This window comes from Microbacterium sp. ZW CA_36 (assembly GCF_044987475.1).
Lineage (GTDB): Bacteria > Actinomycetota > Actinomycetes > Actinomycetales > Microbacteriaceae > Microbacterium.
The window spans coordinates 24174-37197 of sequence record NZ_JBJDRL010000022.1; the positions used below are offsets into that span (position 1 = coordinate 24174).

Below are 13024 nucleotides of genomic sequence, written 5' to 3' on the forward strand. Positions count from 1 at the left end.
CATGTCGCTCAACCGACCCCGTACCGCCGCCCTCGCGGCGATCGGCGTCGTCGCGCTCGCGCTCACCGCGTGCGCGACCGGCGCCGGCGACGCCGCCCCGACCGCATCCGCCGAAGCGGAGCCCGTCACCGGCGGCGACCTGACCTTCGCGATCTCCGTCGACAGCCAGTGCATCGACCCCCAGCAGGTCGGCAACAACGACGCGATCGCGATCGCGCGGCAGACCGTCGCCTCGCTCACGATCCAGGACCCCGAGACCGGCGACGTCCTGCCGTGGCTCGCCGAGGACTACGAGGTGAACGACGACGCCACGAGCTTCACGTTCACGCTGCAGGAGGGGCCCACGTACGCCGACGGCGAGCCGATCGACGCGGCATCCGTCAAGACCAATTTCGAGGCGATCGTCGCCCTCGGTGCGAAGGCGACGCTCGGCTCGTCGTTTCTCGCCGACCTCGAGAGCATCGACGTCGTCGACGAGCACACCGTGACGGTCAACTTCTCGGAGCCCAGCGCGCAGTTCCTGCAGGCGACCTCCACGTTCTCGCTCGGTCTGCTGTCGCCCGCGACGGCCGCCGTCAGCCAGGCGGATCGCTGCCTCGGCGACTTCGTCGGCTCGGGTCCGTTCTCGGTCGAGAGCTACACGCCCAACGAGGGCGCCGTGCTCGAGCGCCGCGAGGGATACGAGTGGGGTCCGTCGACCGCCGGCCACACCGGTGAGGCGTACCTCGACACCATCACGTACAAGGTGATCCCCGAGTCGGGCAACCGCACCGGCAGCCTGCAGTCGGGTCAGATCGACGCCACCACCGGCATCGCGACCGCCGACGCCGTGCTCTTCGAATCCGGCGACTTCTGGTCGCTCAACCGCGCGAACCCCGGGTCGGTGTACAACCTCTACGCCAACCAGTCGACAGAGAAGCTCGCCGACGAGAGCGTGCGCCTCGCGATCCAGAAGGGCATCGACCGCGAGCAGATCACGTCGACGCTGCTCGGCCCGGACGATCTACCCGCCGTGTCGCCGCTCGCGTCATCGACGCCGTACTTCACCGACCTCAGCGACGTGCTCGAGTACGACCCCGAGGGCGCCGCCGACCTGCTCGACGAGGCGGGCTGGACCGAGGCGGAAGACGGCATCCGCGAGAAGGACGGCGAGAAGCTCAGCTTCCACGTGACCTACTGGCAGTCGCCGAAGGAGGTACTCGAGCTCGTGCAGCAGCAGCTGCGCCAGATCGGCGTCGACCTGCAGCTCACCTTCGCGAGCATCGCCGACGTGACGGCCGCGAACGCCGACGGCACGTACGACTTCTCGTACGGCAACCTGACCCGGGCCGACCCTGACGTGCTGCGCACGGTGTTCTCGGTCAGCGGCACCAACAACGCCACCAAGCGCACCGAGCCCGCCGAGGTCGACGAGCTGCTCGACGAGCAGGCCGCGATCATCGACCCGGCCGAGCGCCAGAAGGTCGTCGACGAGGCCGCGGGCCTGCTCGTCACGGGCGGCTACTCGATCCCGATCTACCAGCTTTCCACGACCATCACCGCCGCGTCGAAGGTGCAGGGGCTGACGTTCGAGGCGTCCAGCCGCCTGGACTTCTACGACGCCTGGATCGCCGAGTAGAGCCTGCGAAGAGCATCGAGAGGATGAGGAGCGAGACCATGTGGGGGAGCTACATCGCCCGGAGGATCGGGCAGGGCCTGGTGGTCCTGTGGGCCGCCTACACGATCTCGTTCCTCATCCTCTATCTCCTTCCGGGTGACGCCGCGACGCTGTTCGCGGGCGGCGGCGACCAGGAGGCGATCGACCCCGCGCTCGTGGCGCAGCTGCGCAGCGAGCTCGGGCTCGACCGCCCGTTGTGGGAGCAGTACCTCGCCGCGCTCGGCAAGGCGCTGACCGGCGACTTCGGAACGTCGACGCAGACCGGGCGCCCGGCATCCGATCTGCTCCTCGAGTCCCTGCCGCCGACGCTCGCGCTCACCGCGTTCGCGTTCGCGCTGTCGGTCGTCTTCGGCATCGCTCTGGCGCTGGCGGCCTCGCTCGCCCGGGCCCAGTGGGTGCGCAACATCCTCTCGTCCCTGCCGCCCCTCGGCGTCTCGGTCCCCGTGTTCTGGATCGGGCTCCTGCTGCTGCAGGCGTTCTCGTTCCGGCTGCGGCTGTTCCCCTCGATGGGCAACGAGGGGTTCGAGAGCCTCGTACTGCCGGCCGTCACGATCGCGATCCCCTCCGGGGCGTTCATCGCGCAGCTGCTGTCCAGGAGCCTGCGGTCCACACTCGCGCAGCCGTACGTCGAGATCGTGCGCGCCAAGGGTGCGAGCGAACGTCGCGTGCAGCTGGGCCACGCCTTCCGCAACGCGGCGATCCCCGCGCTCACGATGGTCGGCGTGCTCATCGGCGGACTGCTCTCGGGGGCCGTCGTCACCGAGACCGTGTTCTCCCGCCTGGGCATCGGCCGCCTCGTCGTGACCGCCGTCAACAACCGCGACGTGCCGGTCGTGCAGGCGGTCGTCGTCTTCGCCGCTCTCGTCTTCGTCGTCGCGAACCTCGTCGTCGACCTCGTCTACCCCCTCATCGACCGTCGCATCACGCTCGCCCGCACGGCGTTCGTCGCGGCCTGACAGGAGCAGCCATGACCGTCGAGAACGTGCTCTCCGCCCCCGCGCGCACCATCGAGCCGCGCGACCCGTTCATCGAGGGGTTCGTCGATCCCGACGCCGATCCCGCGGGAGGCAGCGCGGCCGCTTCGCTGGAGCACGAGCGAAGGGATGCCGCGACCCGGCGCTCCGCGCTGAAGCCCATCGTCGCCGTGCTCACGCAGCCGACGCTCGTGGCGTCGATCCTCGTGCTGGCGCTCGTGACGCTGTGGGCGCTGGTGCCCTCGTGGTTCACCGCGTGGGATCCGATCGTCGGAGTGCCGCAGGACCGCCTGCTCCCGCCGAGCGCGGAGCACATCTTCGGCACCGACAACCTCGGCCGCGACCTCTACGCCCGCGTCGTGTACGGCGCGGCGACCTCGCTCGCCGCGACGACGGTGGCCGTCGTGGTGGGACTGGCTGTGGGTTCGCTGTTCGGCCTGCTGGCCGGGTTCCTCCGCGGTTTCGTCGACGACGCGATCATGCGCTTCATGGATGTGCTGCTGGCGATCCCCAGCCTGCTGCTCTCACTCGCCCTCATCACAGCTCTCGGCTTCGGCACGCTCAACGTCGCCGTCGCCGTCGGCCTCGCCAGCGTGGCATCCTTCTCCCGCGTCATGCGCGCCGAGGTGCTGCAGATCGCCACCGCCGTCTACGTCGAGGCCGCCCGCGTCTCGGGCGTGCGCTGGTACACCGTGCTGCGCCGGCACGTGCTGCCGAACGCGTCGGGACCGGTCGTCGCTCTCGCCGCACTCGAGTTCGGAGTCATGGTGCTCGCGATCTCGTCGCTGTCGTTCCTCGGCTTCGGAGCCCCGCCGCCCACGCCGGAGTGGGGCTCGCTCGTGGCGGGCGGTCGCGACTATCTCGCCGTCGCGTGGTGGCTGACCACGCTTCCGGGGCTCGTGATCGTCGCGGTCGTCCTGTCGGCCAACCGCATCTCTCGCGCCCTCGAGCGCAACGGAGGAATCCGATGACGGCGCTGCTGGAGGTGTCCGGCCTGTCGGTGTCGTACGCGCTCGGCGGCGTGCCGCGCGCTGCCGTCCGCGATGTGAGCTTCACCGTCGACCGCGGCGAGGTCGTCGCCATCGTCGGGGAGTCCGGGTCGGGCAAGAGCACGACCGCCCACGCGGTGATCCACCTGCTCGCCGGGAACGCCTCCGTCGACGCCGGCACCATCCGCTTCGACGGCGCCGATCTCACCGCGCTCTCGCCGCGGGCGTGGCGCGAGGTGCGCGGCCGCCGCATCGGCCTCATCCCGCAGGATCCGACGACGAGCCTCAACCCGGTCAAGCGGGTGGGTCGCCAGGTCGGCGAGCCGCTCGTCGTCCACGGCCTCGCGACCCGGCGCGGCGCCGACGCGCAGGCGGTCGAGCTGCTCCGCCTCGCCGGGATCGGCGAGCCCGAGGCCCGCGCACGTCAGTTCCCCCATCAGTTCTCGGGCGGCATGAAGCAGCGCGCCCTCATCGCGACGGCGCTGGCGGCCGAGCCGCAGCTCGTGATCGCCGATGAGCCGACGAGCGCCCTCGACGTGACGGTGCAGAAGCAGATCCTCGACCACATCGACACGCTCGCGTCGACGCTCGGCACCGCGGTGCTGCTCATCACGCACGATCTCGGCGTCGCGGCCGACCGCGCCGACCGCATCATCGTGATGCAGCAGGGCGAGATCGTGGAGACGGGCCCTGCGCGGTCGGTGCTGGAGGATCCGCAGCATCCGTACACGCGCGCGCTCATCGCGGCGGCGCCGGGGTTGCGCGGGACGGCTGGTACGCGCGGCACCGAGTCGGGCGCAGCGCGCACGGCCGAGCGTGAGCCCCGACCCACGGCGGATGCCGGTACCCCCGCTCTCCTCGAGGTGACCGGCCTCCGCAAGGAGTTCCCGCTCCCCGGGCGCGAGAAGCTGGTCGCCGTCGACGACGTGTCGTTCCGCATCGACCGCGGGGAGACGCTCGCGATCGTCGGGGAGTCGGGGTCGGGCAAAAGCACGACGGCGCGACTCGCGCTGCGGCTCGAGAAGCCGACGGCAGGCGGCATCCGATTCGACGGCAACGACATCGTCGCCGCGACGCGGGAGGAGCTGCGCACGCTGAGGCGCCGGTTCCAGCTCGTCTACCAGAGCCCCTTCGCATCGCTCGACCCTAGGTTCACGATCGCCGAGGTGGTCGACGAGCCGCTGCGCGCCTACGGCGTCGGCAAGGCCGAGCGTGCGCGCCGCGTGCGCGAGCTCATCGACCAGGTCGCGCTGCCGGCGGGGACGGCCTCGCGGCGCCCCGCCGAGCTCTCGGGCGGTCAGCGCCAGCGCGTCGCGATCGCACGCGCCCTCGCGCTGCACCCCGACCTGGTCGTGCTCGACGAGGCCGTGTCGGCTCTCGACGTGTCGGTGCAGGCGCAGATCCTCGATCTGCTCGCGGCCGTGCAGCGCGACGTCGGGGTGTCGTACCTGTTCATCAGCCACGACCTCGCCGTCGTGCGCGAGATCTCCGACCGTGTGGCCGTGATGCAGCACGGGCGCATCGTCGAACAGGGTGCGACCTCGCGCGTGCTCGGCGCTCCGAGCGAGGAGTACACGCGACGCCTCATCGACGCGATCCCGGGATCGGCGCGGTCCGCGCCGGTGCCGGTCTCCTGACCACCACGAGATACCGAGGACGACATGACCACCACCCTCAATACCGACATCGACCGCGCCCAGTTCGGGCGCGACTGGGAGGCCTGGCACCGCGGCCACGAGACCCACCGGGCGGACGCGCTCGGGTTCTTCGCCATCACCGGCCTGCACTGGCTGGGCTCCGAGCCGACCACACTGCCGGGCGCACCGGGAACATGGAGCCTCGAAGCCGACGGTGTCGTCGTCGAGCTCGCCGAGGGTGAGAGCCTCACGCTCGACGGCGTGACGATCACCGGGCGCCACACCTTCGGTGAGCTCCCGGAGCGCAGCAGCATCACACCCGGCTTCACCGACGGCGCCATCGCCGGTGCGGTAGAGATCGCGCAGCGCGGTGGGCACACGATCCTGCGGCCGCGTCGCGCCGACCACCCGTTCCTCGCGGAGTACCCCGGCACCCCGACGTATCTGCCCAATCCACGCTGGCGCGTGGCCGCGCGCTTCCGCCCGTTCGACGCACCCCTCCCCACAGAGGTGGGCGCCGCCGTCGACGGCCTCACCCACGTCTACGACGCCCCCGGCGTGCTCGAGTTCTCGTGGCGCGGCGAGGACTTCACGCTCACCGCGTTCGACGGCAAGGCGCCCGGCGCCCTCCTCGTGCTGTTCACCGACGCGACGAGCGGGCTCACCACGTACGCCGCGAACCGCTCGGTGGGTGTCGACACGCCGGACGCCGACGGCTGGACCGCGATCGACTTCAACCGCGCCGTCAACCTCCCGTGCGCGTACACCGACTTCGCGACGTGCCCGCTGCCGCCGGAGGGCAACCGCCTGCCGATCGGCATCGAGGCCGGCGAGAAGACGCCGCTCACGCGCGTGCGCTCCACCGATGCGCTCGTCGCGCCGGGGGTGGCCGCATGAGGTTCCAGCTCCTGGACATCGTCCCGTATCGCGCCGACCCGATCACCGGTCGCCAGGTCTCGCCGTCCGAGCGGTTCGCCGAGACGCTGCAGCAGGCGATCCGTGCCGAAGAACTCGGGATGGATGCCGTGGCCATCGGCGAGCGCCACGCGGGGCACTTCATCTCATCGTCGCCGACGGTGCTGCTGGGTGCGATCGCGGCCCGGACCTCCCGCATCCGTCTCAATTCGGGCGTCACGGTGCTCTCGGTGCTGGACCCCGTCCGCGTCGCGGAGGACTACGCCACGATCGATCAGCTGTCGGCCGGCCGGCTCGAGATCACGATCGGCAAAGGCAACGAGGTCGCCCAGTTCCCGCTCTTCGGGCTCGACATCGATGATCAGTGGGAGCTGCTCGCCGAGAAGTACGAGCTGCTGCGGACCCTCTGGCGCGAGGAGGACGTCACCTGGCCGGGTAGCGAGTTCACCCGTGCGCTGACCGGCGTGACGACCCTGCCCCGACCCTTCGCCGGGGCGCCGCGGGTCTGGCACGGGTCTGCCACGACGCTCTTCTCGGCCGGACTCGCCGCCCGCTTCGGCGACCCGCTGTTCAGTGCGAACGCCATCCAGCCTCTCGAGAACTACGGCGTGCTCGTCGACCACTACCGCTCCGAGTTCGCGCGGCACGGCCACGACCCGGCGAGCGCGTTCGTCGCTGCCGGCTCCGGGGCTCTCTTCATCGCGGACACCACCCAGGAGGCGATCCGCCAGTACGGTCCCGTGTACAACGCGATCGTGGCCGCCACCAACGTGCCCGGGAACAACACCCCGTTCCGCGACATCGAGCACGCCGTCGCCGAGGGTCCGGCCCTCGTCGGCACGCCGCAGCAGGTGATCGACAAGATCGCCCGGTTCCACGGGCGGCTCGGGCACGACCTGCAGTCCATCAGCCTGCCGACGACGGTGCCGTTCGGTCGGCAGCTCGAGATCCTCGAGCGCTTCGCCGACGAGGTCGCCCCTGTGCTGCGACGGGAGTTCCCGACGGCGCTGTGGACGGATGCCGACCCCCACGGGCTGCGCACCCACGAGCTCGCCGTCGCCTGACGCCCGCGAGGCGTGGGCGATGTCGGCTACCGCTCGGACCTGCCGAGCTGCGTGCGCATTTCGAGATCGTTCTCGGAACCGGTGAACTCGGTGATGCGCCCGTTGGTCACACGGTACATCGCGAACTCGGCCACATTGACATGGCGCCGAGTGGGGGCGATACCGCGGTACGTCCCCGAATGGGTGCCGCTGCCGCGCAGATGGGCGGCGACGCGGTCGTCCTCCACGACGAGCTGGATGCGGCGCCACCGCCAGTCGGGGAAGCCCTGGAACAGGTCGGCCATATCGGTGACCCACGCCTCGGCCCCACCGGGCAGATGGGCGCGCCGGACCGACGGATCGACGAACGAGCGGATGGCGTCGATGTCGTGCCTGTTGCAGGCGTCGAGGTACTCGGCGTACCACTCCCGCATCTCCCACGGCTCCACTCCCTCATTATCCGGGGAGCGGGGACGTCACCGTATCGAGTCGCGCCCCGACGGCAGCGCCTGGTGCCACGCCCTGCGGACCCAGTCGAAGATCGGCGCGATCGCTCGCCAGCGTCGTCCGAACAGCGCCTTGCCGAACGAGTAGTCCTGCTCCGTCATGTCCGATCCCTGCCGATGGCCGCGTGCGGCAGCACAGGGTCGGAACGTCGACGAGCCGAGGGAGCGGGCTCGCGCGGAGGCCTGTGTGCCGAGGTGAACGCCGGGGGTCTGGGGCGCCAGGCCAAGGGTAGGCGCAAAACGGCCGGTTGTCGCCTGTTTCTACAAAATTGGCGAGGCGCGATCCGGGGCGGGGCGGTCGGCGCCGGGCCATGGACCCGACGCCGACGGCCGTCGCGTCATCTCAGCGTCGCGGCAGGACCTCGAGCGTGGTCTCGAGGACGTCGTCGCCGGTGATGGCTCCGACGGGGCCCGGCCCGTACCGGTCGTACTTCGCATGGAGGGCGCTGTCGAGGCTCGGACGCACCTCGGGGTCGGCAAGGCGGAAGGTGACGTCGACCTCGACGCCGCCGGCGCTGATCCGACCCTGGCCGGAGCGCAGCGCCCGGCGGAACCATCCGTTCTCCGGCCCACGGGCGGAGCGGATGTAGAGCGTGTCGCCGACGGTGGCGTGCCAGATCGTGGTGAAGGGCCGCAGTGTCCCGTCCGGCCGCTGCGACGTCACGCGCAGCTCGGTGGCGCCGCCGATCCGGCGGAGCTCGTCCGCGGTCCAGGCGGTCACGACGCGCTCTCGCGGCTGCTGCGCGGGTACTCGCCGGGCGCGAGCTTGTCGCCCCAGACGGTCTCCGGCTCCCCTGTGGCCGGTGCTTCCCACATCGCGAGGTGGCACATGAAGTCGTCCCCGGTCGCGCCGTGCCAGTGCCACTCCCCCGCCGGGGTGTACACGGTGTCGCCGGGATGCAGTTCGATGACGTCCTCACCGCGACTCTGCACGTATCCACGGCCCTCGGTGACGTGGAGGGTCTGCCCTACGGCGTGCGTGTGCCAGGCCGTGTGCGCACCGGGGGTGAACCTGACGAGATTCAGCCGCGCACGGGAGGGCTCCTCACCGGCGTAGTACGCGTTGAAGTACACGTCGCCGGTGAACCATTCGTCGGGCCCCTTCACGGTGGGCGTCTTCGGCTGCATCCGCGTGCTCATCAGTCCTGCCTTCCTGCGGTCTGCGCTGCCTCCGCGGCCGCCACCCCATTCCACCCCCACCGTCCCGCCTGGGGAAGGTCCTGGTGTGACGTGTACTGCCGGTGCCCCCCACAGGATGCCGGGCGTTCGCAGGCCCGGCGAGATGTCAGCGGAGCGCGGGAGCCAGGTCGTAGCCGAACGCGTACAGCTCGATCCACCGGCCGGGCTGTACCTCCCACAACCCCTCGCGCTCCGACATCCGCTGGAAGCCGAGCTTCGCGTAGAGCGCGTGGGCGCCGGTCATCTCAGGCCCGCTATTCATGACGACGCGGTGCGAGCCCCGCTCGCGCGCGAGCTCGATGACGTGGTGGGTGAGAGCCTCGCCGATGCCTCGTCCCCGTGCGACCGGTGCGACGGCCAGCTGGCGGAAGTCCGTCTCGCCGGGCTGAGCCATGTCCGCGAGCGGCTTGCCCTCTCGCGCGACCCACACGGTGCCGAGGATGTCTCCGTTGGCGTCGACCGCGACCCAGACGTCACCGTCCTGAACTCGGCCGGCGACGTCGCGCAGCGACGCCACGTACTCGTCCGACAGCTCGCCGTAGCTCGACAGGTAGGCCTCCGCGGTGACATCGCCGGCGCGCTCGTACTCCTCGGGGCGGACGAGCCGGATGGTCCAGTCGGCGGAGTGGGATGCCGCCTCGGCGGTCTGGTCAGGTGAGGGGACGGTGCCCTGGTCGGGGGAAGAGCTGTGCACCCATCGACCGTAACCCGGTGCGAGACGGCGGGCTCCGGCATCCGTCTCCGCAGCGGAAGAAGACGGCGGATCGGTGAGCGGGACGCGGGACATCGGTGCTCCCTCAGACGGACACGAGCGGATGGCAACGGAGACGCGTGGCGCCGGCCGGACCCGCGGAGGACCCGGCCGGCACAGGTGCGTCAGGACTTGGGGAGTCCAGGCGGGTTGATCAGGCTCTCGTCGACACGCTCCGATTCGAGGTCCCAGATCTCGAGAACCTCGTCGTACTGCCCGTTCTCGATGAGATGGTTGAGCGCGATACCCACCGGCTCGATGAGCCCGTTGCCCTTGGCCGTCGCGGCGGCGATGTTCGCGGTCAGGGGCCAGCCGCCGGGCACGAGGCCGACGAGTTTGGTGTCACCGGTCTCGCGGGCAGACCACGCCGACGTCGCGTTCGGCCCGAACGTCGCGTCGATGCGGCCGGACTGCAGCGCCAGCACGGTCGCGGCGTTGTCGTCGAAGTACTGCAGCTCGGCGGGCTCCTCGCCGGCGGTCTCGAGCTCCTCGTTCCAGGCGAGCAGCACCTGCTCCTGGTTGGTGCCCGAGCCGACCGCGATGGTGAGGCCCGAGATGTCGGCGGCCTCCTCGATCTTCTCGATGTCGCTGTCGCTCTTCACGTAGAAGCCGAGCAGGTCCTCGCGGTAGCTCGCGAAGTCGTAGAGCTCCTTGCGCTCTTCCGTGACGGTGACGTTCGACGTGATGAGGTCGTACTTTCCCGACTGGATGCCGAGGGGCCAGTCCGCCCATGCGACGACGACCGGGTTGTACTCGAGGCCCAGAGCGTCGGCGATCAGCGCACCGATGTTCGGCTCGGTGCCGGCGGCCTCGGTCTCACCCTCGGGGATGTAGCCCAGCGGCGGGACATAGGCGGAGTGCGCCACGGTGAGCTTGCCCGGCTCGACCGGCTCGAAGCCGCTCGCCTCGAGCGCCTCGACCGCCTCGGCGACGGGCTCGTCGAGGCGGACCCACTGGATGTCGTCGGTCGCGACGTTCGCCGACTCCTCGGTCACGTCGGGGGCGGCCGCCTCGGCCGGGGCGTTCTGGTTGACGCCCCAGACGACGCCGCCGACGATCGCGGCCACCGCGACGACGCCGACGCCGATCGCGATGCCCTGCTTCTTGCTCAGTGCCATTGCTGTGTTTCCTTCTCTCGGGTGAAGACTCGGTATCGAGATCTCTGGGTCAGGCCAGGACCTTCGCAAGGAAGTCCTGGACGCGGGGGTGCTTCGGTGTGACGAGGACCTCGGCGGGCGGGCCCTGCTCGACGACCTGGCCGCCGTCGAGGAACACGACGCGGTCGGCCACCTCACGGGCGAAGCCGACCTCGTGCGTGACGATGATGAGAGTCGTGCCCAGCTGCGCGAGGTCGCGGATGACGTCGAGCACTTCGCCGACCAGCTCCGGGTCGAGCGCGCTCGTCGGCTCGTCGAACAGGATCACCTTGGGTTTGAGCGCCAGCGCGCGGGCAATCGCGACGCGCTGCTGCTGTCCGCCCGACAGCTGACGCGGGTAGTGCTCGGCCTTGTCGGCGAGGCCGACGCGGTCGAGCAGCCCCAGCGCGAGCTCGCGGGCATCGTCCTTCGAGAGCCGCCCCAGGGCGATCGGCGCCTCGGTGACGTTCTCGAGCGCGGTCAGATGCGGGAAGAGATTGAAGTTCTGGAAGACGATGCCGATCTGCGTCCGCCGCTCCAGCACCTCCCGCTCGCGCAGCTCGTAGAGCCTGCCGCCGCGCAGCTCGTAGCCGATCAGCTGGCCGTCGACCGTGACCGAGCCCCGGTCGACGCTCTCGAGGTGATTGATGGTGCGCAGCAGCGTCGACTTGCCCGAGCCGCTCGGCCCGAGGATCGCGACGACCTCGCCCGGCTCGACGGTCAGATCGATGCCGCGCAGCACCTCGGCGCCGCCATAGCTCTTGTGGACGTTGTGGATCTCGACGAGCCCGCGCGTGGCGGTCGTGCGGCCGATTTCAGCGGTGATGGTGTCAGTGCGCATGTCAATGCCCTCCGAACTTCGCGTCGTTGCTCGAACCCTGGAACGTCGCCTTCGCGACGACCGGGGCATCGACCCCCACAAGCGGTGCCGGACCGGTCTCGGAGTCGCCCAGACGCGCCCACTGCACGGCGATCCAGTGGCGGGCCCGCTGCACGGGCGTCGGCGGCAGCACGCGCACCGTGCCGCGGGCGTAGTGCCGCTCGATGTAGTACTGCGCGATGCTCAGCACGGTGGTGATGATCGTGTACCAGACGACCGCGACGAGCAGCAGCGGGATCACGCGACTGTTGCGGTTGTAGATGACCTGCACCGCGTAGAAGACCTCGGGCAGGGCGATCACGAACACGACGGACGCGCCCTTGACCAGCCCGATCACCTCGTTGGTGGCGTTGGGGACGATCGAGCGCATCGCCTGCGGGAGCACGATGCGCGTCAGGCGACGGCGGGGCGGGATGCCGAGCGCCGCGGCCGCCTCGAGCTGGCCCTGGTCGACCGACAGCAGGCCGCCGCGGATGATCTCGGCCGAATACGCCGCCTGGTTCAGGCCGAGCCCGAGGATCGCGGCCGCGAAGGCGCTGATCAGCTGCACCGTCGGGAACTCGACGATCCAGAAGTCCGTCGTGAACGGGGTGCCGAGGCCGAGCGTCGGGTACAGGTAGCCGAGGTTGTACCAGACGATGATCTGCACGACGAGGGGCACCGAGCGGAAGAACCAGATGAACAGCCACGCGGCAGAGTTCAGGAGGGGCGACTTCGCGAGGCGGGCGAGCGCCAGGAGCGTCCCGAGGACGAAGCCGATGGATGCCGAGATCACCGTCAGCAGCAGGGTGAGGCCCACGCCCTGGAGCACCGGCTCCGACAGGAAGTAGTGGGCGAAGACGTCCCACTCATAGTTCTCGTTCGTCACCAGCGACCACGCGAACTGTGCGACGACGAACAGCACGACGATGCCGATCGACCACCGGAACCAGTGCCGGGTGTGGACGACGGTGAGGTCGCCGAGATCGACGCGCGACGACGCCGGCGGCGTCGGCGTCGCGGCTTCGGCGGCGCCTGCCTGGCGCGGGAGTGTGTCGGTCATGAGGGGCTCCTCGGTCGGCGGCGCGGTGTCTGCGGGGTGCGCCGGTACGCCGAAGCTAGGGCGACACCTCCCGCGCGGCCCAGCCGTCACGGGCGCGCGGCGACACGGATGGTGACGCTCCGCAACGCGGCGTCACACTCCGGCATGCACCGACGCAGACCGCGGTCTGCCGCGCCCGGAGACCCGACGTCGCGCTATGCCGCGCGCCGGACGACTCGACGAGGTCACCGTCGTCGCCGGGTTCACGCGGTGGGCGCGCCGACGGCATTTCGAAAATCGCTAGGGAATCTAGCGATTCTTGTTTCTTCGCGAAGC

Annotated in this window: 14 protein-coding genes; 6 read left to right on the forward strand and 8 right to left on the reverse strand. The window is 70.5% G+C overall.

Annotated elements, in window-relative coordinates; all coding sequences use genetic code 11:
- Position 1: 1 nt before the first annotated feature.
- The 6 genes from ACI3KX_RS11315 to ACI3KX_RS11340 are packed head-to-tail and all read left to right on the forward strand — an operon-like array spanning position 2 to position 7236.
- Positions 2-1618, forward strand: coding sequence for an ABC transporter substrate-binding protein (locus tag ACI3KX_RS11315; protein WP_404909836.1), 1617 nt, complete (start codon positions 2-4; stop codon positions 1616-1618).
- A 23-nt stretch (positions 1619-1641) separates the two neighbouring features.
- A complete protein-coding gene (locus ACI3KX_RS11320; protein WP_404909837.1) occupies positions 1642-2613 on the forward strand; it encodes an ABC transporter permease in 972 nt (323 codons plus the stop codon).
- 11 nt (positions 2614-2624) lie between these two features.
- Entirely contained in the window at positions 2625-3602 is a 978-nt protein-coding gene (locus ACI3KX_RS11325) for an ABC transporter permease (protein ID WP_404909838.1), read from the forward strand.
- Positions 3599-5257 (forward strand): dipeptide ABC transporter ATP-binding protein, encoded by a 1659-nt coding sequence (locus ACI3KX_RS11330; protein WP_404909839.1) that lies wholly within the window; start codon positions 3599-3601, stop codon positions 5255-5257. The genes ACI3KX_RS11325 and ACI3KX_RS11330 overlap by 4 nt, the downstream gene beginning before the upstream one ends.
- Before the next feature lie 24 nt (positions 5258-5281).
- Positions 5282-6154: a DUF1684 domain-containing protein gene (locus ACI3KX_RS11335; RefSeq protein ID WP_363356169.1), complete on the forward strand. Its 873-nt coding sequence runs from the start codon at positions 5282-5284 to the stop codon at positions 6152-6154.
- On the forward strand, positions 6151-7236 hold the full coding sequence (locus ACI3KX_RS11340; protein WP_404909840.1) for an LLM class flavin-dependent oxidoreductase: 1086 nt from the start codon (positions 6151-6153) through the stop codon (positions 7234-7236). Before ACI3KX_RS11335 ends, ACI3KX_RS11340 begins: the two co-directional genes overlap by 4 nt.
- Before the next feature lie 26 nt (positions 7237-7262).
- On the opposite strand, the gene ACI3KX_RS11345 is transcribed toward ACI3KX_RS11340, so the two are convergent.
- The 8 genes from ACI3KX_RS11345 to ACI3KX_RS11380 form a co-directional block, all read right to left on the reverse strand.
- Positions 7263-7664 (reverse strand): ester cyclase, encoded by a 402-nt coding sequence (locus tag ACI3KX_RS11345; RefSeq protein ID WP_404909841.1) that lies wholly within the window; start codon positions 7662-7664, stop codon positions 7263-7265.
- Between the two features lie 27 nt (positions 7665-7691).
- The gene (locus tag ACI3KX_RS11350; protein WP_363356162.1) at positions 7692-7823 is read right to left on the reverse strand and encodes a hypothetical protein; all 132 of its coding nucleotides are present in this window, start codon (positions 7821-7823) and stop codon (positions 7692-7694) included.
- Between the two features lie 241 nt (positions 7824-8064).
- Positions 8065-8442, reverse strand: a complete 378-nt coding sequence (locus tag ACI3KX_RS11355) for a DUF2255 family protein (protein WP_404909842.1) — start codon at positions 8440-8442, stop codon at positions 8065-8067.
- Complete coding sequence (locus tag ACI3KX_RS11360) at positions 8439-8861, reverse strand: cupin domain-containing protein (protein ID WP_404909843.1); 423 nt, start codon at positions 8859-8861, stop codon at positions 8439-8441. The genes ACI3KX_RS11355 and ACI3KX_RS11360 overlap by 4 nt, the downstream gene beginning before the upstream one ends.
- A 145-nt stretch (positions 8862-9006) precedes the next feature.
- Entirely contained in the window at positions 9007-9594 is a 588-nt protein-coding gene (locus tag ACI3KX_RS11365; protein WP_404909844.1) for a GNAT family N-acetyltransferase, read from the reverse strand.
- A 182-nt stretch (positions 9595-9776) separates the two neighbouring features.
- Positions 9777-10769, reverse strand: a complete 993-nt coding sequence (locus tag ACI3KX_RS11370; protein ID WP_404909845.1) for an ABC transporter substrate-binding protein — start codon at positions 10767-10769, stop codon at positions 9777-9779.
- A 49-nt stretch (positions 10770-10818) separates the two neighbouring features.
- Entirely contained in the window at positions 10819-11628 is an 810-nt protein-coding gene (locus ACI3KX_RS11375) for an amino acid ABC transporter ATP-binding protein (RefSeq protein WP_404909846.1), read from the reverse strand.
- A 1-nt stretch (position 11629) separates the two neighbouring features.
- Positions 11630-12709 carry an amino acid ABC transporter permease gene (locus ACI3KX_RS11380; RefSeq protein WP_404909847.1) on the reverse strand — a complete coding sequence of 360 codons (1080 nt, stop codon included), beginning with the start codon at positions 12707-12709 and terminating at the stop codon, positions 11630-11632.
- Positions 12710-13024 lie beyond the last annotated feature (315 nt).